The 21,242-nt window shown below is 73.1% G+C and carries 21 protein-coding genes; 9 read left to right on the top strand and 12 right to left on the bottom strand.

All coding sequences use genetic code 11. The features are described 5' to 3' along the window. Positions 1-107 precede the first annotated feature (107 nt). From dapF to miaA, 3 genes are all read right to left on the bottom strand, one after another. Positions 108-983 (bottom strand): diaminopimelate epimerase, encoded by an 876-nt coding sequence (gene dapF, locus ACIBK8_RS35075; protein ID WP_399046666.1) that lies wholly within the window; start codon positions 981-983, stop codon positions 108-110. Positions 984-1,037: 54 nt separating this feature from the next. Next, positions 1,038-1,607 carry a hypothetical protein gene (locus ACIBK8_RS35070; RefSeq protein WP_399046675.1) on the bottom strand — a complete coding sequence of 190 codons (570 nt, stop codon included), beginning with the start codon at positions 1,605-1,607 and terminating at the stop codon, positions 1,038-1,040. 107 nt (positions 1,608-1,714) lie between these two features. After that, positions 1,715-2,653, bottom strand: a complete 939-nt coding sequence (gene miaA / locus ACIBK8_RS35065) for a tRNA (adenosine(37)-N6)-dimethylallyltransferase MiaA (protein ID WP_399046664.1) — start codon at positions 2,651-2,653, stop codon at positions 1,715-1,717. A 260-nt stretch (positions 2,654-2,913) separates the two neighbouring features. Between miaA and ACIBK8_RS35060 the strand changes: the two genes are divergently transcribed. Further along, on the top strand, positions 2,914-3,345 hold the full coding sequence (locus ACIBK8_RS35060) for a hypothetical protein (protein WP_399046662.1): 432 nt from the start codon (positions 2,914-2,916) through the stop codon (positions 3,343-3,345). Positions 3,346-3,636: 291 nt separating this feature from the next. Here the strand turns inward: ACIBK8_RS35060 and ACIBK8_RS35055 are convergent, their stop codons facing one another. The 5 genes from ACIBK8_RS35055 to ACIBK8_RS35035 form a co-directional block, all read right to left on the bottom strand. Next, positions 3,637-4,350, bottom strand: a complete 714-nt coding sequence (locus ACIBK8_RS35055) for a class III extradiol dioxygenase subunit B-like domain-containing protein (protein WP_399046660.1) — start codon at positions 4,348-4,350, stop codon at positions 3,637-3,639. A 78-nt stretch (positions 4,351-4,428) separates the two neighbouring features. Then, positions 4,429-5,946 carry a tRNA (N6-isopentenyl adenosine(37)-C2)-methylthiotransferase MiaB gene (miaB, locus tag ACIBK8_RS35050; RefSeq protein WP_399046659.1) on the bottom strand — a complete coding sequence of 506 codons (1,518 nt, stop codon included), beginning with the start codon at positions 5,944-5,946 and terminating at the stop codon, positions 4,429-4,431. Positions 5,947-6,045: 99 nt separating this feature from the next. Further along, positions 6,046-7,386, bottom strand: a complete 1,341-nt coding sequence (locus ACIBK8_RS35045) for an acyl-CoA dehydrogenase family protein (RefSeq protein WP_399046657.1) — start codon at positions 7,384-7,386, stop codon at positions 6,046-6,048. Positions 7,387-7,518: 132 nt separating this feature from the next. Next, positions 7,519-7,977, bottom strand: a complete 459-nt coding sequence (locus tag ACIBK8_RS35040; RefSeq protein ID WP_393687018.1) for an RrF2 family transcriptional regulator — start codon at positions 7,975-7,977, stop codon at positions 7,519-7,521. A gap of 78 nt (positions 7,978-8,055) precedes the next feature. Beyond that, complete coding sequence (locus ACIBK8_RS35035) at positions 8,056-8,688, bottom strand: hypothetical protein (protein WP_399046655.1); 633 nt, start codon at positions 8,686-8,688, stop codon at positions 8,056-8,058. Between the two features lie 158 nt (positions 8,689-8,846). Here ACIBK8_RS35035 and ACIBK8_RS35030 point away from each other — a divergent pair, with 158 nt between their 5' ends. After that, positions 8,847-9,845: a TAXI family TRAP transporter solute-binding subunit gene (locus ACIBK8_RS35030; RefSeq protein WP_399046653.1), complete on the top strand. Its 999-nt coding sequence runs from the start codon at positions 8,847-8,849 to the stop codon at positions 9,843-9,845. Positions 9,846-9,908: 63 nt separating this feature from the next. On the opposite strand, the gene ACIBK8_RS35025 is transcribed toward ACIBK8_RS35030, so the two are convergent. From ACIBK8_RS35025 to ACIBK8_RS35010, 4 genes are all read right to left on the bottom strand, one after another. Continuing rightward, a complete protein-coding gene (locus ACIBK8_RS35025) occupies positions 9,909-11,390 on the bottom strand; it encodes a DEAD/DEAH box helicase (protein WP_399046673.1) in 1,482 nt (493 codons plus the stop codon). 73 nt (positions 11,391-11,463) lie between these two features. Then, a complete protein-coding gene (locus ACIBK8_RS35020; RefSeq protein ID WP_393687020.1) occupies positions 11,464-11,667 on the bottom strand; it encodes a cold-shock protein in 204 nt (67 codons plus the stop codon). A 223-nt stretch (positions 11,668-11,890) separates the two neighbouring features. Then, complete coding sequence (locus ACIBK8_RS35015; protein ID WP_399046651.1) at positions 11,891-13,306, bottom strand: sensor histidine kinase; 1,416 nt, start codon at positions 13,304-13,306, stop codon at positions 11,891-11,893. A 15-nt stretch (positions 13,307-13,321) separates the two neighbouring features. Further along, entirely contained in the window at positions 13,322-14,068 is a 747-nt protein-coding gene (locus ACIBK8_RS35010) for a response regulator transcription factor (protein WP_399046649.1), read from the bottom strand. Positions 14,069-14,358: 290 nt separating this feature from the next. Here ACIBK8_RS35010 and ACIBK8_RS35005 point away from each other — a divergent pair, with 290 nt between their 5' ends. The 7 genes from ACIBK8_RS35005 (at position 14,359) to ACIBK8_RS34975 (ending at position 21,064) form a co-directional block, all read left to right on the top strand. Further along, positions 14,359-15,144, top strand: a complete 786-nt coding sequence (locus ACIBK8_RS35005) for an amino acid ABC transporter ATP-binding protein (protein ID WP_399046648.1) — start codon at positions 14,359-14,361, stop codon at positions 15,142-15,144. Between the two features lie 66 nt (positions 15,145-15,210). After that, the gene (locus tag ACIBK8_RS35000) at positions 15,211-16,128 is read left to right on the top strand and encodes a glutamate ABC transporter substrate-binding protein (RefSeq protein WP_393687024.1); all 918 of its coding nucleotides are present in this window, start codon (positions 15,211-15,213) and stop codon (positions 16,126-16,128) included. 147 nt (positions 16,129-16,275) lie between these two features. Beyond that, positions 16,276-16,923 carry an amino acid ABC transporter permease gene (locus ACIBK8_RS34995; RefSeq protein WP_393687025.1) on the top strand — a complete coding sequence of 216 codons (648 nt, stop codon included), beginning with the start codon at positions 16,276-16,278 and terminating at the stop codon, positions 16,921-16,923. 73 nt (positions 16,924-16,996) lie between these two features. After that, a complete protein-coding gene (locus ACIBK8_RS34990; protein ID WP_399046647.1) occupies positions 16,997-17,923 on the top strand; it encodes an amino acid ABC transporter permease in 927 nt (308 codons plus the stop codon). A gap of 204 nt (positions 17,924-18,127) precedes the next feature. Beyond that, complete coding sequence (locus tag ACIBK8_RS34985) at positions 18,128-19,987, top strand: FAD-dependent monooxygenase (protein WP_399046646.1); 1,860 nt, start codon at positions 18,128-18,130, stop codon at positions 19,985-19,987. 157 nt (positions 19,988-20,144) lie between these two features. Beyond that, positions 20,145-20,687, top strand: a complete 543-nt coding sequence (locus ACIBK8_RS34980) for a cysteine dioxygenase (protein ID WP_399046645.1) — start codon at positions 20,145-20,147, stop codon at positions 20,685-20,687. Beyond that, positions 20,684-21,064: a rhodanese-like domain-containing protein gene (locus tag ACIBK8_RS34975; protein WP_393687029.1), complete on the top strand. Its 381-nt coding sequence runs from the start codon at positions 20,684-20,686 to the stop codon at positions 21,062-21,064. The genes ACIBK8_RS34980 and ACIBK8_RS34975 overlap by 4 nt, the downstream gene beginning before the upstream one ends. Positions 21,065-21,242 lie beyond the last annotated feature (178 nt).

The raw sequence follows: 21,242 nt of genomic DNA, 5'->3' as shown, positions 1-21,242 counted from the left end.
CACCACGCAGCTCTGTCCACCTCTCCCCCGGCAGGAAACGGATCACCCGTTCGAGGGAACTTCCCGAGCGCGCCCGTATCTCCCCCGGGCGCCCGCCGCGGCGTGCGTCAGGCGAGCGCGGACTCCAGCCAGGCCGGGTCGAAGGTGCCGTCGGCGACGATCACCGCGGGGCCTGTCATCTCGATGGTGCCGTCCGGCAGTTCGGTGATCGACAGGCTGCCGCCGAGCACGTCGACGGTGTACGTGACGGGCGTCCCGCTGCGCGCGGGGTCGGCGCCGTCCCGGCGGGCGGTGGCGACGGCGACCGCGCAGGCGCCCGTGCCGCAGGAGCGGGTCTCGCCTGAGCCGCGCTCGTGCACCCGCATCGCCACATGGCGCGGGCCGCGGTCCACGACGAACTCGATGTTGACGCCCTCGGGATAGACCGCCGCCGGGCTGAACGGCGGTGCCTCGTACAGGGTGCCCGCGTGGCCGAGGTCGTCGACGAAGGCGACGGCGTGCGGGTTGCCCATGTTCACGTTGCGGGCCGGCCAGCTGCGGCCGTCGAGCGTGACCACGACACCCTCGTCGGGCAGCTCGGCGCGGCCCATGGCGACCGTGACGTCCCCGGTCTTGCCGAGGTGGACCCGGCGCAGGCCGGCCCGGGTGGCGAGGGTGAGGTCGCCTGCCTCGACCAGTCCGGCGTGCAGGAGGTAGCGGGCGAAGACGCGGACGCCGTTGCCGCACATTTCGGCGATCGAGCCGTCGCCGTTGCGGTAGTCCATGAACCATTCGGCCTCGTCGGCCATCGCGCGCGCCTCGGGGTGCGCCGCGGACCGTACGACCCGCAGCACGCCGTCGCCGCCGATGCCGGCCCGCCGGTCGCAGATCCGGGCGACGGCTGCCGGGGTCAGCTCCAGGAGGCCGTCCGGGTCGGGAACGATCACGAAGTCGTTCTCGGTGCCGTGGCCCTTGAGGAAGTCGATACGCGCTGCGGTGCTCACCCTTGAATCGTACGGGCCCTACGGGACGGGCGGCGCGGGCGGTGCCCTCGCGGGTCAGCGCAGCCGGGCCACGCGCCAGATGGCGAGGGCCGCCAGGACGCCCACCACGGCGGCGTAGAGCAGCACCACGCGCCAGTTCGCGCGGCGGCCCGAGCCACGGTCGGGCAGTCCCGGCCAGCTCTGGCCGACGCGGCGGGCGGCCATCATGCCCCAGCCGGCGGCGCAGCAGCACAGCAGCAGGCCGAGCATCGCGATCACCGCGCCGCCGTCCCCGCCGAACTCGAAGGCGAGGGGGAAGGCGAACATCAGCGAACCGAGGGTGCCGAGTGCCACGACCGGTGCGAGCTGCCACAGGCGCAGCCGCCGGGGCGGGCGCAGCTCACGGAAGGACTCGCCGCCCTCGGGGACGGGCTGGTCCGCGTCGGGGCTGTCGGAGTCGTCCAGGGCCGCGGTGTCCGGTGCGTCCAGGGTGGTGGGGTCGCCGAGCGCCGGGGTACGGGTGCCGGGAGCCTGGTGCTCGCCGGCGGTGTCCGTGCGGTGCGGCGCCGCGGTGTCGTCGTGCGACGCCGTGCCGGTGCCGTCCCGGTCCGGTTGCTGCGCTCTGTTGCGAGGGCCGGCCTCCATTGCCACGCGCCCTCCCTGCCGCAGACTGCACGCTCGATCGAAGGTCGATGATGACACGCCCTCAGCGGCCCGGATGACGGCCGGAGCGTCCCGATGCCATGACGTGATCAGGCTGTGACCGGTCGTTCGAGCAACGCCAGCGCGCGGCGGGGAAGTTCCGCCCTGTCGTCGGCCGCGCCGCTGAGCCAGTGGACCCGGGGATCGCGCCGGAACCAGGAGTCCTGGCGCCGGGCGAACCGTTTGGTGGCGCGCACGGTCTCCTCGCGCGCCTCCTGCTCGGTGCACTCCCCCGCCAGCTGCGCGAGCACCTGCTGATAGCCGAGCGCCCGGGACGCGGTCAGCCCCTCGCGCAGCCCGGCGGCCTCCAGGGCCCGCACCTCGTCGACCAGTCCCGCCTCCCACATCCGGTCCACCCGCCGGGCGATCCGTTCGGCGAGTTCGGGCCGGTCGACGCCGACGCCGATCTGCACGGTGTCGTAGACGGCTTCGTGGCCGGGGAGGTTCGCGGTGAAGGGGCGGCCGGTGATCTCGATGACCTCCAGGGCGCGCACGATGCGGCGGCCGTTGCCCGGCAGGATCGCGGCGGCGGCCTCGGGGTCGGCGGCGGCGAGCCTGGCGTGCAGCGCGCCGCTGCCGTGCTCGGCGAGTTCGTCCTCCAGGCGGGCGCGGACGGCCGGGTCGGTGCCGGGGAATTCGAGGGCGTCGATGGCGCCGCGCACGTAGAGGCCGGAGCCGCCCACCAGGACGGGGGTGCGGCCGTCGGCGAGCAGCCGGTCGATCTCGGCGCGGGCCAGCCGCTGGTACTCGGCGACGTTGGCGGCCCGGGTGACGTCCCAGACGTCCAGGAGGCGGTGCGGTACGCCCTGCTGTTCCTCAGGGGTGAGCTTGGCCGTGCCGATGTCCATGCCGCGGTAGAGCTGCATGGAGTCGGCGTTGATCACCTCGCCGCCCAGGTGCCGGGCGAGCGCGACGCCCAGATCGGACTTTCCGGCCGCGGTGGGGCCGACGACGGCGATGACCCGCGGAGCGGGAACTGCGGTGTTCACGGCGCCAGTCTCGCAAACATCGGACACCGACCCCGAACGAGCGACGTGACGGGGCACCCTCGGGGTCGTTGCCTGTTGCGGGATCCCGGGCATCGGCGTGCGGCCGGCGCCCCGTGGGCGGCGGAAGGGCACGCCCCGGGCGGCGCGGGAGTTCCCTCACATCGGTAGGGGTTGGAGCAAGTATGGGTGTTTTTTCGCGTTTCCCCTGGTTCGGTCGGCGTCCGTCCGGGTCCTCACCGGAGGAAGCGGTCGCCCCGGCCGTGACCGCCACGGAGGAAGCCGGTGACGACACCGGGGCCGCGGCGGACACCGAGGGCCAGGGAAGCGGCACGGATTCCGGAGGCACCCCGGAGGCCGCGCCCGAAGCGGCCGAGCCGGCTGCGGAAGAGGCGGCGCCGGCGGAGACGGTTGCGGAAGGCGGAGCCGGAGAGGGTGGCGCCACGGAGGGGGCGGACGGGAAGGACGGTGCCCCCGAAGGCGCGGACGGAAAGGGCAGAGCCGCAGAGGCCGGACCCGCGAAGGTCACGAAGGGTACGAAAGCCGCGAAGGCCACGAAGTCCGGTAAGAGCGCGAGGACGGCGAAGGCCGCGAAGGCCGAGGCCACCGAGGACGGGGCCGAGGGCGCCGGGATCCCCCGGCAGCAGTCCGCCACGGCGGCCGAGCGCGAGGCCGGTGACGGCGCCCGCAAGTAGACGGCGCGGCGACGGTGAACGGCGACGCTCCTGGGGCCGACGGCGTCCGTCACCCCCGGCGTCGGGCTCCGCGAGGGGCCGCGCCGCTGAGCGCGCCCCGAACGGCCCGGCGGCACAGCGGGCGACGGAAGGTCCCAGGACAGCGGGAACGGCCGCGAGCACCTCGCTCGCGGCCGTTCCCGCTGTTGTTCCCGTCCCCCGGGCCGGGGCCCTCCGGCCCCGCGGGACTCAGGCGGCGCCGCGGAGATCCGTCAGAAGCGCCCTGGCCGGGCGGGACATCGACGACACGGCCTACGACCACGCCGCGACGAAGTACCCGACCCCGTACGGCGCCTGGTCGTACAGCAGCTCGCCGCCGAGCGGGGCGCCCTCCTGGGCGGCACCGGCGAGGACCTGCCAGCAGGCCCGGCCCGATGCCTTGAGTTCGGCGGCCAGTTCCTCGTCCAGCGCGGCCAGCGCGTCGGTGTCGGCTGCGCCCAGCGCGCGGGCCACCTCGGCGTCGAAGGGCTCGGCCCGTTCGTCGAGGTAGCCGGGCGCCTTCACCGTGCGGCAGGCGCTGCCGTCGCCCATCACGAGCAGCGCCACCCGGGCCGACGAGGCGGCGATCTCGCGGCCGACCGACAGGCAGCGGCCCGGGGACAGCGGCTCCCCCACGCCCAGCCCTTCGACGGGCGCGTCGGCCCAGTCGGTACGGGAGAGCAGCCAGGCGCCGACGGCGAGCGAGGGCGGCAGCGGGCGTTCCGGGGTCCGTTCCGCCGCGCCCAGGCTCACCTCGGTGGCCACGCCGAAGTCGCGGAAGGAGCCGGTGGCGCCCTGCGGGTGCGGGCCGCGGCCTGCCTGTTCGGCGGGGCCGATGACGACCAGCCGGTCGGGCCGGGCGGCGGCGAGCACGCCGAGCGCGTCGAAGCAGGCGGCGCGCAGGCCGTCCAGCTCGGCGGCGGCGCCGGAGGCGACCTCGGGGACGAGCAGGGGCGGGCACGGGCACAGGGCGGCGGCAACGAGCATGCCACGCAGCGTAACTCCCGCGCCCCTCGCGCCGGTCCGCCCGGGGCCGCCCCGCGGGACGGAGCGGCCCGGGAGGGGTCAGCCGCAGGCGCAGCCCGGTGCCGCTGCCGGGGCGGGCGCCGGGGCACCGACCGTCGGCAGGCCCAGCATCACGCCCGCGGGCTGCGGCGCGGGGGCGGCGTTGCGCTTCTCCCAGGCGTCGCCCGCGCGGGTGCGGCGTACGGAGGTGGTGGGGCCCTCGGCGAGGAGGTGGTGCGGGGCGGCGTAGGTGATGTCCACGGTCACCATGTCGCCGGGGCGCACCGGCTCGTCGGGGCGGGTGAAGTGGACGAGGCGGTTGTCGGGCGCGCGCCCCGACAGCCGTCGGGTCGCGTCGTCCTTGCGGCCCTCGCCCTCCGCGACCAGGACCTCCAGGGTGCGGCCGACCTGCTTCTTGTTCTCCTCCCAGGAGATCTCCTCCTGGAGGGCCACGAGGCGTTCGTAGCGTTCCTGGACGACGGCCTTCGGGATCTGGCCCTCCATGTCGGCGGCCGGGGTTCCGGGGCGCTTGGAGTACTGGAAGGTGAACGCCTGGGCGAAGCGGGACTCGCGGACCGTGTGCAGGGTCTGCTCGAAGTCCTCGTCGCTCTCGCCGGGGAAGCCGACGATGATGTCCGTCGACAGGGCGGCGTCCGGCATCGCGGCGCGCACCTTCTCGATGATGCCGAGGTAGCGCTCCTGGCGGTAGGAGCGGCGCATGGCCTTGAGCACCCGGTCGGATCCCGACTGGAGCGGCATGTGCAGCTGCGGCATGACGTTGGGGGTCTCGGCCATGGCGGCGATGACGTCGTCGGTGAAGTCGCGGGGGTGCGGGGAGGTGAAGCGGACCCGCTCCAGGCCCTCGATCTTTCCGCAGGCGCGCAGCAGCTTGCTGAACGCCTCGCGGTCGCCGATGTCGGAGCCGTAGGCGTTGACGTTCTGGCCGAGCAGGGTGATCTCGCTGACACCCTCGGCGACCAGCGCCTCGACCTCGGCGAGGATGTCGCCGGGCCGCCGGTCCTTCTCCTTGCCGCGCAGCGCGGGGACGATGCAGAAGGTGCAGGTGTTGTTGCAGCCGACGGAGATGGAGACCCAGGCCGCGTAGGCGCTCTCGCGGCGGGTGGGGAGGGTCGAGGGGAACGCTTCGAGGGACTCGGCGATCTCGACCTGTGCCTCTTCCTGGACGCGGGCGCGCTCCAGGAGGACCGGCAGCTTCCCGATGTTGTGCGTCCCGAATACCACGTCGACCCAGGGGGCCTTCTTGACGATGGTGTCGCGGTCCTTCTGGGCGAGGCAGCCGCCGACGGCGATCTGCATGCCCGGCCGTCCGGCCTTCTTCGGGGCGAGCTGGCCGAGGTTGCCGTAGAGCCGGTTGTCGGCGTTCTCCCGCACCGCGCAGGTGTTGAAGACGACGACGTCGGCGCCGTCGGCGTCCTTGGGCGCGGGAACGTATCCGGCGTCCTCCAGGAGGCCCGACAGCCGCTCGGAGTCGTGGACGTTCATCTGGCACCCGTAGGTGCGGATCTCATAACTTCTCTGAACGCCCACGCCATGGCTCCGGTCACTGCTGCTGGTCATTCCTCAAGGGTAAGGGGGCGCGGGGAGCGCACTGTCCCGGGCGGCCAGGACCCGGCGTCCGGGGCGGCCCGCGCCACGAGTGACGCGCCGCCTACGGTGTCAGCCCCGCAGCGTGAGCGGCAGCTGGGCGCCGTTCAGGTAGTGGTCGCCGATGTCGCGGAACCTGCGGGGGGACGCCTCCCGTGCCGTCAGGACGCGGGCGTTGCGCCAGAACCTGTCGAGTCCCGGGTCGTCGGCGGAGGCGGCTGCGCCTTCGGTGAGTTCCAGGAGGCGGGTGGTGACGTGCAGCGCGGAGCGGTGGGTGACGGCTTCGGCGGCGGCGACCAGCACGGCGATCTCGGCGCGCTCCTCGACGCCGAGGCCCTGGCCCGCGAGCAGGCCGCCGGCCAGCGCCCGGGTGGCGGGTTCGGCGACGGACGCGGCGGCGTGGGCGGCGGTGACCAGCTCGCCGTAGTGGAGCAGGAGGTAGGGGTCGCTGTCCGGTCGCGTCTCGTAGCCGCCGCCGTCCGGCTCGAAGGCGGTCCAGGCGGGCGGCGCACCGCGGCGGATGACGTCGCGCGCCTCGGCCAGCGCCCCTTCGGCGATGCCCAGGCCGACGTGGACGAGGGCGAGCCGCAGCGCCAGGGGGGCGAGCGTGGCGCAGGGCGGTACGTCGTGCTCCTCGCGCGGCACGGTGGCCACCACGTCGTGCCGGGCGATGGGGACGCCGTCGAAGCGGACGGTGCCGGCGCCGGTGAGCCGCTGGCCCAGCCGGTCGTGGGCCGGGGCGGCGGTCACCGCGGGGTGGCCGGGGTCCACCGTCACGACGACCGGCTCGCCGGTGCGGCTGTCGGGTGCGCCGATGAGCAGCCGGTCGGCGACGGTGACGCCGGCGGCGAAGGACTTCTGTCCGTCGAGTACGTAGCCGTCGCCGGCCGGGGTGAGCGTCAGGCCGGGGTCCGTCTCCGGTGCGCGGTCGGCGTCCGGCAGGGTCACATCGCCGGCCCACAGCCAGCGTCCGTCGAGCGCCCGGCGCTCCACGTTCCTGGCGCTTTCCGGGGTGCCGAGGAGGCGGGGGCTCCAGGACAGGACGTAGTGGCGGGCCAGCAGTTCGCCGAGGGAACCGTCGGCCGCTGCGATCTCGCGGAGGGCCGCGCAGGCCGTCCGCCAGTCGGCTCCGGTGCCGGTGGCGGGCGGGGTCAGCAGGGCGGGCAGCCCGGCCTCGCGCAGCCGTCCCGCCTCGTCGTGCGGGGGCTTGCCCGCCCGGTCGCGGGCGAGCGCGTCGACGGCGAGGTCGTCGGCGACCTCGCGGACGACGCGGTCCCAAGTACCGCCGTCCGGCGGGGTGTTGAGGCGCTGTGCCGCGGGGCGCGGGGCGGCCTCCGGCGGCAGGGTGCCCGTCACCTCGGTGGGGGTGGCCGGGGTGTGACGGATGGCCGTGGCGCGGCGCGTGCGGGGCACGGTCGCCTCCTCCCGGATGCTTTTCCCAGTTTCCCCACTGGGTTAGTAGGGAATCAGAGAATGCGGTGCCGAATCCCGTGAGGGCAAGAGGAGTTCAAGGGCTGGACAGCCTCGTCTTGCCATCCGGACGCCTTACGGGTTGGTCCACGCCTCGGGGTCGTCGGCAAGTTCGGACACGTCGCCGGGCAGTTCGGACGCCGCCACGTCGGCCAGCGAGACCCCTTCCAGGATCTGCCGCACGTTGGCCCGCAGCGCGATCCACAGCGGCAGCAGCGACCGCGCGGGACCTGAGTACGCCAGCTCGGGCGGGCGGACGCCGCGCACCGACACCAGCGGGCCCTCCATGACCCGGATGACGTCCGCGATGCTGATCTCCCGCGCGTCCCTGGCCAGCCGGTAACCGCCGCTGCCGCCACGCCTGCTGACGACGAGACCGCCGCGGCGCATGTCGTTGAGGATGCCTTCCAGGAACTTGCGCGGGATGTCCTGGGCTTCGGCGATGGCCTCGGCCTTGAGCGGACCCGCGTCCCCGGCCGCCGCGAGCTGCAGCGCGGCCCGCACCGCATAGTCCGCCCTGGCTGAGATCCGCATACCGGCATTATCGCGCAGCGGGCGGACCGGGCCGCCGTCCGGTCCCGCGCACCGAAAGACCGGCCCGCACACCGTCCGTCACTCCTGGCCGGGCCGCCCCGCCCGCTCCCCGGCGTACCACGCGTCGAACGCCTCGACGGTGGTGACCTCGCCGTCCAGCACCGCGCGGCACACCTCGTAACCGGTCACCCGCGCGCCGGGCCGCCCGGCCAGCGCCTCCTTGATCCGCAGGATCGTCGCACGGTGCGCGTCCGTCAGCCGCGGCGGCAGCGTACGGATGTGGGCCAGGTCGGGCTGGCGGTCGGGGTCGTCCACGAACCAGATGTCCAGGGCCCAGTCCCGGCCGGCCGCCGAGCGGTAGCCGACCTTGAGGTACAGGCCGTCCGGATAGCGCGGGTCGGTGTTCCAGCGGCCGGTGTCGTCCCGGAACGTCACCTGCCGCACCCGGTCGTGCACCGCCAGCTCGGCGCCGATTCCGGCCACCGCCCGCGCGGTGCTCCCGTCAAGACCGGGGCAGATCACGGTGATGTCCAGATCGGGCGCCACCATCAGGCCCAGCGCGGCGCTCCCCACCCGCACGGGCTCGCCCTGCGCCGACAGCAGCCGCCCGAGACCGAGGTCGGCGGCGACCGCGTCGGCCTCGGCCTGTAGCTCCTCCTGCCGTGCCGCCCGCCGTTCGCCGCCCGGCCCGCTTCCCTGCGGCACGTCCACCTGATGCCTCCCGTGGCGCAACTCCCTTGCGGCGCAAGGGGCGCGGCGAGCCTATCGGCGGCGGCGTCCCGCGTCGCGCGCCGGTGTGGGCGGATGCGGCGGTACGCGGCTGGCGCGGAAGGCTTCCGGGGCCCCGCGGGTGCTGGCAGGATCCGCTCATGGTCACCGCAATCGCCCGCCCCGCCGGCCGTCGCACGCTCCGCGTCGCGACCGCCGCCCTGGCCGTGCTCGGACTGTTCCTGTGGTGGCTGCTGTCCCCGGGCGGCGCCCCGTCGCGCGGCGGCGAGGTGACGCTGGCGACCGGGGTACCGACCGGTGTGTACGCGCGCTACGGGGAGCTGCTCCGGCAGGATCTGGCGCACGACATGCCGGAGCTCGACCTGCGGCTGAAGCGCAGCGAGGGCTCGATCGACAATCTGCGCCAACTGGCCTCCGGGAGCGCCGGGTTCACCATCGCGACCGCCGACGCGGTCGCCGCCTACCAGGCCCATGGCGAGAAGGGCGCGGACGCGCTGCGCGCCTGCGCGCGGCTGTACGACGACTACCTGCAGCTGGTGGTGCCCAAGACGTCGCGGCTGCGCTCGGCGAAGGAACTGGGCGGGCTGCGGGTGGGGGTGGGCGCCGACGGTTCGGGGGTCCAGTTGATCACCCGGCGGCTCGTGAAGGCCGCGGGCCTGGACTTCGACAAGGACATCGTGCCGGTGCGGGTCGGTATCGACCGGATGCCCGAGCTGCTGCGGAAGGGAAAGCTGGACGCGTTCTTCTGGTCGGGCGGGCTGCCCACCGCCGCGGTGCAGCACCTGGAGGAGCGCTTCCCGGTGCGGCTCGTCCAGCTCGGCGATCTGCTCGGCGCGCTGCACCGGCAGGGCCCGCCGAACCGTTACTACCGCTCCGCCGTGATGCCGGCCGACGCCTATCCGCAGGCGCAGGACGGGCAGGCGGTGAAGACGATCGCGGTGGCGAACCTGCTGGTGACGACGGACCGGGAGGACGCCGCCCGCACGGAGGGCATCACCAGGACCGTCATCAACAGCCGGGACGCGATAGGGCGGCAGGTGCACGCCGCCCAGAAAGTGGACCTGCGGACGGCGGTGTTCACCGATCCACTGCCGCTGCACGAGGGGGCCAGGCGCTACTACGTGTCGGAGAAGCCCTGAGCGGCACGGACGGCAAAACGGGCCCGCCGGTGAGACCGGCGGGCCCGCTCCGTGTCCGCGGCGTCAGGCCCGGGGTGCCCGGGAAGGGCGGCGGGCCGGCCTGCTGCGGCGCGGGCGCCGCCGTCCGCCTGCTGCGCCGCCGCCACCGGGGCGCGCGCCCGCGGAGGGTGCCGCCGCGGGCGCGGTGAGCACGACGGGCTCGCCACTCGGCGTCCTGGCGCCGGTGATCCGTATGAGGTCGGCGTCACCCGGGCGGACCTTGGCGGTGTCCGGGGTGATCTTCGCCTGGCGCATCAGCCGGGTCATGTCGCGGCGCTGGCCCGGCGTGACGAGCGTGACGACGGTGCCGGACTCGCCCGCGCGGGCGGTACGGCCGCCGCGGTGCAGGTAGTCCTTGGCCTCGGTCGGCGGGTCCACGTTCACGACGAGGTCGAGGCCGTCGATGTGGATGCCGCGGGCCGCGACGTTGGTGGCGATCAGCGCGGAGGCGTGGCCGGTGCGGAACTGCTCCAGCGTGCGGGTGCGCTGCGGCTGGGACTTGCCGCCGTGCAGCGCGGCGGCGCGTACGCCCTGGGCGAGCAGGTGCTTGGTGAGCCGGTCGGCGCCGCGCTTGGTGTCCACGAACATGATCACGCGGCCTTCGCGGGCGGCGATCTCGGTGGTGGTGGCGCGCTTGTCGGTGTCGTCGACGTACAGGACGTGGTGGTCCATGGTCGTGACGGTGGCGGCCGACGGGTCCACGGAGTGGGTGACCGGGTCGGTCAGGAAGCGGCGCACCAGCTTGTCGACGTTGCGGTCGAGGGTCGCCGAGAACAGCATCCGCTGCCCGTCCGGGTCGACCTTCTCCATCAGGCGGGTGACCTGCGGAAGGAAGCCCATGTCGGTCATCTGGTCGGCCTCGTCGAGGACCGTGACGGTGACCTTGTCGAGGGCGCAGGCCCGGCGGTCGAGGAGGTCGGCGAGCCGGCCGGGGGTGGCGACCAGGACCTCGGCGCCGCGGCGCAGCGCGTCGACCTGGCGGTTGATCGAGGTGCCACCGACGACGGTGGTGATCCGCAGGCCGAGTTCCTTGGCGTAGGGCGTGAGCGCGTCGGCGACCTGTCCCGCGAGTTCGCGGGTGGGAACGAGGACGAGGGCGAGCGGGCGCTTGCTCTCGGCCCGCTGGCCCGCCGTGCGGCTGAGCATCGCGAGGCCGAAGGCGAGGGTCTTGCCCGACCCGGTGCGCCCGCGGCCGAGCACGTCACGGCCGGCCAGCGTCGCGGGGAGGGTGGCCGCCTGGATGGGGAACGGCTCGGTGACGCCCTGCGCACGCAGCGCGGTCAGGAGGGCCGGGGCCAGCGGAAGCTCGTCGAAGGAGCCGACCGGCGCGGGGGCCGGTGTCCGGGGGGACGTGCGGGGTGCGGCACTCTGTCGCGGTGCGGTCGCTCGTGTCACTGAAGACCCTTCTGGGGAGGTGAGGCGTGGTCGTGCCGGCCGCGCACTCACCCGTGTGACAGCGCTCGGGGACCGAGGTGTACGGGGGGACGCGGTACTGCTCGCGGGCAGGTGCCCTGCGCATACGGGACGGGGCCCGCACCGGGCTGGCCGGTGCGGGCCCCGTCCGCGAGACACGTGAGTGTCAGGCGGCGCTGATGTTCTCCGCCTGCGGGCCCTTGGGGCCCTGGGTCACGTCGAAGGTGACCTTCTGGCCCTCGAGGAGCTCACGGAAGCCCTGCGAGTTGATGTTCGAGTAGTGGGCGAAGACGTCGGGGCCGCCGCCGTCCTGCTCGATGAAGCCGAAGCCCTTTTCCGAGTTGAACCACTTCACGGTGCCGGAAGCCATAATTTTCTCCTTCATGGGGCAAACCGGAGGCCGCACTTCGCGGACTCCACGTCGCCGAGATGATTGCCCCACACCGGATAAAGGTCCGGAAAACAATGAACGCCCGGGGCTTCCAGCCTCCGGGCGCACACAAAGTTCATGGGTACCACAACTGCAACGGCATTCACACTAGCACAGGTCTCCGGCGCGCCCCCAGGGAACGTGGTCAGCGCCACAGGGCACCTCACGGCCCGTGCCGCGGCACGGTGACGGTGACCCGCAGCCCCTGCGGCTCGTGCGGGGCGTAGTCGATGCCGGCGCCGCCGGACGCGAGCAGGGCCCGGGTGATGGACAGGCCGAGGCCGGAGCCCGAGACGTTCTGGTGCCGGCCGCTGCGCCAGAACCGGTCGCCGATACGGGCGAGTTCGTCCTCGGTGAGCCCGGGACCGCCGTCCGCGACGGTGATCCGTACGGCGTCCCCGTCCGGCGTGACCCGCACCGTCACCGGTCCTCCGGGCGGGGTGAACTTCAGGGCGTTGTCGACGACGGCGTCCAGGGCGCTGGAGAGCGCTATCGGATCGGCCCACCCGGTGACGGCGCGGTGCCCCTCGTACGTCAGGCGCACCTCCCTGTCGTCGGCCAGCGGGCGCCAGGAGTCCACCCGCTCGGCGGCCAGCGCGGCGACGTCGGTGAGCTGGAGGTCGGCGGCGGTGTGCTCGGCGAGCGCGAGGCCGAGCAGGTCGTCCAGGACGCGGGCCAGCCGCTTGCCCTCGGTGCGGACCGCCGCGATCTCCTCGTTCCCCTCGGGGAGTTCCAGCGCCAGCAGCTCGATGCGCAGCAGCAGCGCGGAGAGCGGGTTGCGCAGTTGGTGGGAGGCGTCGGCGACGAAGGCGCGCTGCTGTTCGAGTACCTCTTCGACGTGGTCGGCCATTTCGTTGAACGAGCGGGCCAGGCGCCGCAGTTCGGGCGGGCCCGCGGTGGCGGCGACGCGGGATTTCATCCGGTCGGTGGCGATGTCGTGGCTGGCCGCGTCCAGGACCCGTACCGGGCGCAGGACCCAGCTGGTGAGCCGGAACGCGGCGGCGACGGCGACGAGCATGGCCGCGCACTCGCCCGCGGCGATCAGCAGCCAGCCGTGCAGGGTGTGGGCGCGCATCTGCCCGGTGGGCGAGTCGGTGAAGACCACCGCCACCACGTCGCCGTCCCGCACGACGGGCGAGGCGACCGGGATGCGTCCGCCGTCGTCCCAGGGCCAGACCTGGCCGGGGTCGTGGCTGCGGTGACCGGCCAGCGCCTCCTTGAACGCCTGGTCGCCCTCGCCCTCCTGCGGTATCCGCCAGCCGCCGGGAGCCGCGGCCATCGGCGAGCGGTCGCGGTGGAAGACGCCGGCCCGTATGCCGTACAGGTCGTGGTAGCGGGCCAGTTCACCGGCGAGGGTGGCCCGCCGTTCGTCCTCGTCGGCGCCGCCCGCGGTGCCGTCCGCACCGGGGCGCGCGGTGACGAACTGGGCGAGGGACGCGAACCGTGCGGCGTCGTCGATACGGTCGACGACCACCTTCTGCTGTTCCACCCCCGCGGTGATCACCCCGAGCGGGATGCCGAGGGCGAGCAGCACCCCGGCGAGCAGGACGATGAGCAGCGGGAGGAGCCGGGTGCGCATGGCCGGGCGGTGCCGTCAGCCGGCCGGCGACGCGGGCGGCCGGGTGGCAGGCGCGGCACCGGAACCGGGGGCCACCAGGCGGTAGCCGACCCCCCTGACCGTCTCGATCAGCGCGGGCATCCGCAGCTTGGCGCGGAGCGAGGCGATGTGCACCTCAAGGGTCCGGCCGGTCCCCTCCCAACTGGTGCGCCACACCTCGCTGATGATCTGCTCCCGCCGGAAGACCACGCCGGGCCGCTGGGCGAGCAGCGCCAGCAGGTCGAACTCCTTGCGGGTCAGCGGCACCGCCACCCCGCCCACCGACACCTGGCGGGTGGGCAGTTCGACGGTGACGGCGCCGAGCCGCAGCGGCTCTTCGGGGCCGCTCTCCTCGGGGTGCGGCTCGGCGCCGCCGACCGGGTTGCGCCGGCTCACGGCGTGGATGCGGGCGAGCAGTTCACCGGTGTCGTACGGCTTGACGACGTAGTCGTCGGCGCCGAGGTTGAGGCCGTGGATGCGCGAGCGCACGTCGGAGCGCGCGGTGACCATGATGACGGGGGTGGCGCAGATCTTGCGGATCCGGCCGCACACCTCGAATCCGTCCTGGTCGGGCAGGCCGAGGTCGAGCAGCACCACGGAGAACGGTTCCGCGGCGTCCGGGAGCAGGGCCTGGAGGGCCTCGTCGCCGTTGCGGGCGTGGACGACGGCGAATCCGTGCCTGGCCAGCACCGCGGACAGGGCCGCTGCGACATGGTCGTCGTCCTCGACGAGCAGCAGTCTCATCGGCCTCCCTCTCCACAGCGTGCACGGGCCACAGGGCATCTACCGCGATGGAAGGTGCGCGCGTCAAGGGGCGGTCACCTCACCGACGCCATCCGTTACCCAGCCGGTACGCCCGCGCCCGGACGCCGCGGTTCCGGCGCCTCCGCGGCCCGCGGCACCGGTTCCGGGGCGGCCGGATCGTTACGCTCCGCGGCCGGATCGTTATCCTCAATTTCCCCTCAGATGTAATGACGCTGGTCGCAGGCCGTCCTAGGGTCCTCCCCAACCGAGGAGGACGGAGCTACCCGCCGATGAGCGAAGTATCGGTGACCAAGAACGCCCGGGGCCCCGCACCGGCCGGGGACCAGCTGGTCGTACTGGACAACGTCAACAAGCACTTCGGCGCCTTGCACGTGCTCCAGGACATCGACCTGACGATCCACCGCGGCGAGGTCGTCGTGGTGATCGGGCCTTCGGGCTCCGGCAAGTCGACGCTGTGCCGCACGATCAACCGCCTGGAGACGGTCGACACCGGCAGCATCAGCATCGACGGCAAGCCCTTGCCGCAGGAGGGACGGGAGTTGGCGCGGCTGCGCGCCGACGTAGGGATGGTTTTCCAGTCCTTCAACCTCTTCGCGCACAAGACGGTGCTGGAGAACGTCGTGCTGGGCCAGACCAAGGTCCGCAAGACCGGCAAGGCAGCCGCGGAGGAGAAGGCCCGCACCCTGCTGGACCGGGTGGGGGTGGGAACCCAGGCGGACAAGTACCCCGCGCAGCTGTCCGGCGGCCAGCAGCAGCGGGTGGCCATCGCCCGTGCGCTGGCGATGGATCCGAAGGTGATGCTGTTCGACGAGCCGACGTCGGCGCTGGACCCGGAGATGATCAACGAGGTCCTTGAGGTCATGCAGCAGCTCGCCCGGGACGGCATGACGATGGTCGTCGTCACGCACGAGATGGGCTTCGCCCGCTCCGCCGCGAACCGGGTCGTCTTCATGGCCGACGGCCGCATCGTCGAAGAGGCCGAGCCGAACCAGTTCTTCAACAACCCTCGCAGCGACCGGGCGAAGGACTTCCTGTCGAAGATCCTGCATCACTGAGAACCTGCCAGGCCCCCCTGATTGCCCCCTGATTGCCCACACCTGTGGAACCAAAGGATGTTCACCATGAGGATGCGTAAAACGGCTGCGGCGGGTGCGGTGGTGCTCGCGCTGGCGGCGACGGCGACCGCGTGCGGCGGCGAGTCGGGTACGGCGGGCGACAAGCCGGCCGGCGGCGATGTCTACAGCGGCGACTACAAGGTCGCGTCGGGGGTCACCGTCGACTCCCCGGTGCTGAAGAAGGCGCAGGCGGCGAAGAAGATCGTCATCGGCGTCAAGGCCGACCAGCCGTTCCTCGGCTTCAAGGACACGGCGGGCACGTACTCCGGCTTCGACATCGAGATCGCCAAGATGGTCGCCGCCGACCTCGGATTCTCCGAGAAGCAGATCAAGTTCGACACGATCGACTCCAACGTGCGCGAGACGACCATCTCCAAGGGGCAGGTCGACTACTACGTCGGTACCTACACGATCAACGACGAGCGCAAGAAGCAGGTCGGCTTCGCGGGCCCGTACTACACGGCGGGCGCCGACCTCCTGGTGCGCAAGGAGGACAAGTCCATCACCGGGCCGACCTCCCTCAAGGGCAAGAAGGTCTGCTCGATCGTCGGCTCCACGCCGCTCCAGGAGATCAAGAAGCCGAAGTACGGCGCCGACACCGTCCAGCTGTCGAAGTACTCGGACTGCGTCAAGTCGCTGCTCGACGGCCAGGTCGACGCCGTCACCACCGACGACGCGATCCTCAAGGGCTACGCCGCCCAGCGGCACGAGAAGCTCCGGGTCGTCGAGAAGCCCTTCACCAAGGAGCCGTACGGCGTCGGCATGAAGAAGGACGACAAGGCGCTGCGCGACGCGATCAGCAAGGCGCTGGAGAACCACATCAAGAACGGCGACTACGAGAAGGCGTACAACGGCACGCTCGGCAAGTCGGGTTCGCCCTTCACCAAGGACACCGCGCCCGACCTGCCGCTTCCGCGGTACTGAGGCGCCCGCGCACGTAACGGACCGCGCCGCCCCGTACGCCCGCCGGGTCGGGTGTGCGGGGCGTGCTGTCTTCCGGCCCGTGCGCTCCGGCTCCCCCGCGCCCCCGCCCCTTCCCGCCGCCGACCCGACCGCTACCGCGGAGACCCCATGAACGTACTCCTCGATCATCTTCCCGAGTTCCGTGACGGGTTCCTCGGAACCCTGGCGATCACCGCGGCCAGCGCGGTGCTCGCGCTGGTGCTCGGCATCCTCATAGCCGGCTTCCGGGTCTCCCCGATTCCGCCGCTGCGCGTCTTCGGGACGGCCTGGGTCACGGTGTTGCGGAACACGCCGCTGACGCTGCTCTTCCTGGTCGCCTTCTTCGTGGTGCCGCAGATCCTCTTCCCCGGCACCAGCCCGTTCGTGCTGGCCACGCTGGCGCTCGGCTTCTACACCTCGTCGTTCGTCTGCGAGGCGGTGCGCTCCGGCATCTCGACGGTGCCGGTGGGGCAGGCGGAGGCCGCCCGCAGCCTCGGCATGACGTTCGCCCAGACCCTGCGGATGATCATCCTCCCGCAGGCGACCCGCACCGTGCTGCCGCCGCTGAGCAGCATCTTCATCGCGCTGACGAAGAACTCAGCGATCGCCGGCGCCTTCAGCGTCGCCGAACTGTTCAGCGTCTCCAAACTGCTCAGCGACCAGGGCTTCGCGATCGCCTGGATCTTCCTGTGGATCGCCCTGGCCTACCTCGTCATCACCTTCGCCATCAGCGGAGTCTTCCGGTTCCTCGAACACCGGATGGGAGTGGCCAGGTGAGCGCGGACAGCAGGCGGATCCGTACGACGTGGGTGCCGCGCGCAGGCGGGGCGGAACGAAGCGAGGTATCGGCATGAGCGGCGCGAGCGTTCTCTACGACGCACCGGGTCCGAAGACGAAGGCGCGCAACCGCGTCTACACCGTCGTCGGTTCGGTCGCGGTGGCGGCCCTGATCGCGTTCATCCTGCAACGGCTGTACGCCAAGGGGCAGTTCGAACCCGAGGTCTGGAACATCTTCAACAACGCCGGTGTGCGGACCAACATCCGCGACGGTGTGCTCACCACACTGGGGGTCTTCGCGGTCGCCGCGGTGCTCTCCCTGGCGTTCGGCGTGCTGCTGGCCGTGGCCCGGCTGTCCGACCACAAGCCGGTGCGCCTGCTGGCGACCGGATTCATCGAACTGTTCCGCGCCATCCCGCTGCTGATCACCATCTACGTGCTGTGGGTGATCCTGCTCGCCAACCGTGAAGCGCTCGGCCTGTCGGGCAACGACCCGCAGTTCTGGGCGCTGGTCGTCGGCCTGACCGTCTACAACGGATCGGTGCAGGCCGAGGTGTTGCGGGCGGGCATCAACTCCGTGCCCAAGGGCCAGCGCGAGGCCGCCTACGCGCTGGGCATGCGCAAGACGCAGGTCATGGTGACGGTGCTGATCCCGCAGGCGGTGCGGGCCATGCTGCCGACGATCATCAGTCAGCTCGTGGTGACACTGAAGGACACCTCGCTCGGCTACATCATCACGTTCGAGGAACTCCTCTTCACCGCACGCCAGATGAGCACCAACATCATCGTCAACGGCTCGGACACCTACGTTCCGGTCATCATCGTCACCGGCACGATCTACGTCGCGATGTGCCTGGCCCTGTCCGGTCTCGCCACCTGGATCGAGCGGCGCGGCCGGCGCGCCAAGACCGGCATCGGCGTGGCCGAGGCCGGCGAGCCGGTGACCGCGACCGATGCGCTGGACGGCCCGGGTGCCCTTACCGGCGCGTCCGCCCGGTAGGCGGGAAGGACCCGGGCGAACGGCCCGGCCGTCGGGAACGGCGGCATTCAGGTGTGTACGGAGGCGGCGGTGCGGGTACCGCCGCCTCCGTCACTTGACGCGGGCCGTCGCAGTGGGTTGCATACGCTGTGTGATCACGCACCGGGCTCCAACTGCCAGTTCCCGCACCGACACGTCGCACCACCGGGGCCGGGGAGCCATGCCGTGGACCCGGTGATCGTCGTCGGGGCCGGGCCGGTCGGCCTCTCCCTCGCACTCTCCCTGGCCCGGATGGGCGTCCCCTCCCTCGTGCTCGACGACACCACCGAGCAGGAGGCCGTCCGTCCCGCCCGTACGGCCGTACTGCGCGAGGACACCGCGCACTTCGTCAGCCGGCTGGGCTGCGCGGACGCGGTGGAGTCGGCGGGCACCCGCTGGTCGGGCTGGCGCACGGTACGCCGCAGGCGGCTGATGGAGCACGTCGTCCTCGGCCCCGGACAGGAAGGACCCGAGGACGGCGGGCACCCCGGCGGCGGCACGCCGGGCGCCGGGTCTCCGGTCCACCTCCCCCAGCACGCGCTGACCCGCGCCCTGCGCGCCGCGCTGGCGCGTGAGGAGCTGGCCCAGATCATCACCGGCGGCCGGCTGGCCGGCCTGGAGCAGGACGCGGACGGTGTCAGCGCGCACACCCGGGGCACCAACGGCACGTGGTGGCGCGGGAGTTACCTCGTCGGCTGCGACGGCCCGCGCTCGACGGTCCGCAAACTCCTGGAGATCCGCTTCCCCGGCCGCACCGCCGTCGAACGCCATGCGGTGGCCGCGGTCCGCGCCGAACTGCCCTGGCCGGGCGAGGCGCTGCTGCACCGCTCACCCGGGCGACAGGGCGGCGGCCTTGGCAGCGAGGTCTGCGCACGGCCGCTGCCGGACGGCGTCTGGCGGCTGGACTGGCTGCTGCCGCCGGGACGCGAGCTGGTCACCCCCGATGCCCTGGTGGCGCGGATCCGAGACTCGCTGGCGGGCTGGGCCGCCGAAGCGGCCACACCCGAAACCGGCGGGCCCGCCCGGGGCCGCGGAAGCGTCCACCCGGTGCCGCCGTACGAACTGCTCGACACCGGGGTGCACACCGTCCACCACCGGCTGGCCAGGCGCTGGCGGCTGGGCCGCGCCTTCCTGGCGGGGGACGCCGCGCACCTGCTGGGCGCGCTCGGCACCCAGGGCCTGGACGAGGGGCTGCGGGACGCCGAGAACCTCGCCTGGAAGCTGGGCCTCGCCTGGCACCACGGTGCGTCGGAGACGCTGCTCGACAGCTATCAGGCCGAGCGCAGGGGCGCGGTCGCCGCGCGGCTGCGCGCCGCCGACCAGGCGCTGCCGCTGCTGCGTGAGGGCGGCACGGCGGGCCTGCGGCGGGCGCTGCCGGGCGCCGCCCGCGGCCACTGCGCCCTCCTGACGGACGGCCACCTCGGGCGCGGCCCGCTGGGCGCGCCCCCCGTCTACGCCCGCTCCCCGCTCGCCCCGCCCGCCGCGCACACCACGGGGACGCCGGTGGGCACCCTGCCGGGGGCGCCGGTCGCCGACGTCCCGGTGACCGCGGCCGACGGTTCGGTGGTGCCGCTGCGCGACCGGCTCGGGCAGGGGCTGCTGGTGATACTGATCGCGCCGGGCACCGGGGTCTGGGACCGCAGGCACTGGCAGTCGGCCGGGCTGATGCCGCGGCTGTCCGACGCGGTCGCCGAACTGCCGATGCAGGCCGAGGTGCTGGTCGCCGAGGAGTATCCGGGAGCCGCCGCGCACACCGTCCTGCTGGTGCGGCCCGACGGTCATCTCGTCACCGCCATGTCCGGTGTCCGCCCGGCCGAGCTGCACGCCTGCGCGACGGCGGTGCGCGGCGGCCCGTTCGGGCGGGCGGCACGGCATCCGGCGGGCGGGGCGGGTAACGGCGGTGCGCCGTCCGGGAGTTCGGGGGCGGGGGAGGGCGCCGGGGTGCCAGGTCCCGCGGGAGCCGGTGAGGCAGCCGCGGCAGGTCCTGGGGCCGGCTCGCCGGTTGACCCTGTGGGAACGTCCGTGTTTCACTCCGAAGGTGACTGATCACGGCTCGCGATTGTGGCGGAGGGTCCATCTGGACCTGGTCCGCTACGCGGGCTGCACGTGTCGTCCGTTCTGCTGATCCGCTCTTCCTTCCCGCGTGGCCCCGGCTTCCCGCCGTGGTGGCCGCGCCTCTTCGCGATCATTCAGGACGGTTCCCGTGCCCGATGTCCATGTCCCTGCGCGCCCGCAGACCGCCGGGAGTCCCGGCGGTCCCGGCGCGAGCGAACTCCTCGCGTTCGTCCGCCGCACCGCCGCGGACCGCGCGCTCGTCGCCTCCCTCCCGCTCGACCCCGAAGGCCGCACCTGGCTCCGGCTGAACGGGCCGGGCGGCAGTGAGGTGTGGCTGATCGGCTGGCCGCCCGGTACGGGCACCGGCTGGCACGACCACGGCGGCTCACGCGGCGCCTTCGCCACCGCGCGCGGCGAGCTGACCGAGCACTCACTGGCGGTCCACCTGCCCACCGAGGGCTGGAAGACCCTGGAACTCTCCGACGGCGTCGACCGGCAGCGCACCCTGAGTGACGGCCGCGGTCGCGGCTTCGGCCCGCACCATGTACACGACGTGCTCAACGCCTCGCAGGACACCCACGCGGTGTCCGTGCACGCCTACTACCCGCCGCTTCCCCTGATCCGGCGCTACAGCCGCACCGGCCCGGTGTTCCGTCTGGAAGAGGTCGAACAGCCGGAGGTGTGGGGATGAGCGCCATCGATCAACTGCTGGAGCGGGCCCGCGGGACGCTGGACCGTCTGGAGCCGGAACAGGCCGCCGCGGCCCGGGAGGCCGGCGGGCTTCTCGTGGACATCCGTTACGCCGCCCTGCGGGAGCGTGACGGCACCATCCCCGGGGCGCTGATCGTGGAGCGCAACGAGCTGGAGTGGCGGCTCGACCCGACGGGTGACCACCGCCTGCCGGAGGCGGACCGTCACGATCTCCACGTCGTGGTCGTCTGCAACGAGGGATACGCGTCGAGCCTCGCGGCGGTCTCGCTGCACCAGTTGGGGCTGCACCGGGCCACCGATCTGATCGGCGGATTCCAGGCGTGGCGCGCCGCTGGCCTACCGGTCACCGGCGGCTGACCCGAGCGGCCGGCCCGGCTGCGGACCGGAACGACCGGCCCGGCTGCCGACCGGGCGGACCGGCCCCGGACTCACTCAGCGCCCTAGGCACTGTTTCTCGGATCATGTGCGGAGCCAGATCATGAGTGCTGCGAGGGTTAGAGTGCCGAGGTAGATGTAGGCGCGTTTCTCGTAGCGG

The sequence above is a fragment of the Streptomyces sp. NPDC050161 genome, assembly GCF_044460025.1.
Lineage (GTDB): Bacteria > Actinomycetota > Actinomycetes > Streptomycetales > Streptomycetaceae > Streptomyces.
The sequence above is the reverse complement of the archived record's forward strand: the minus strand, read 5'-3'. Positions and strand labels throughout refer to the sequence as shown.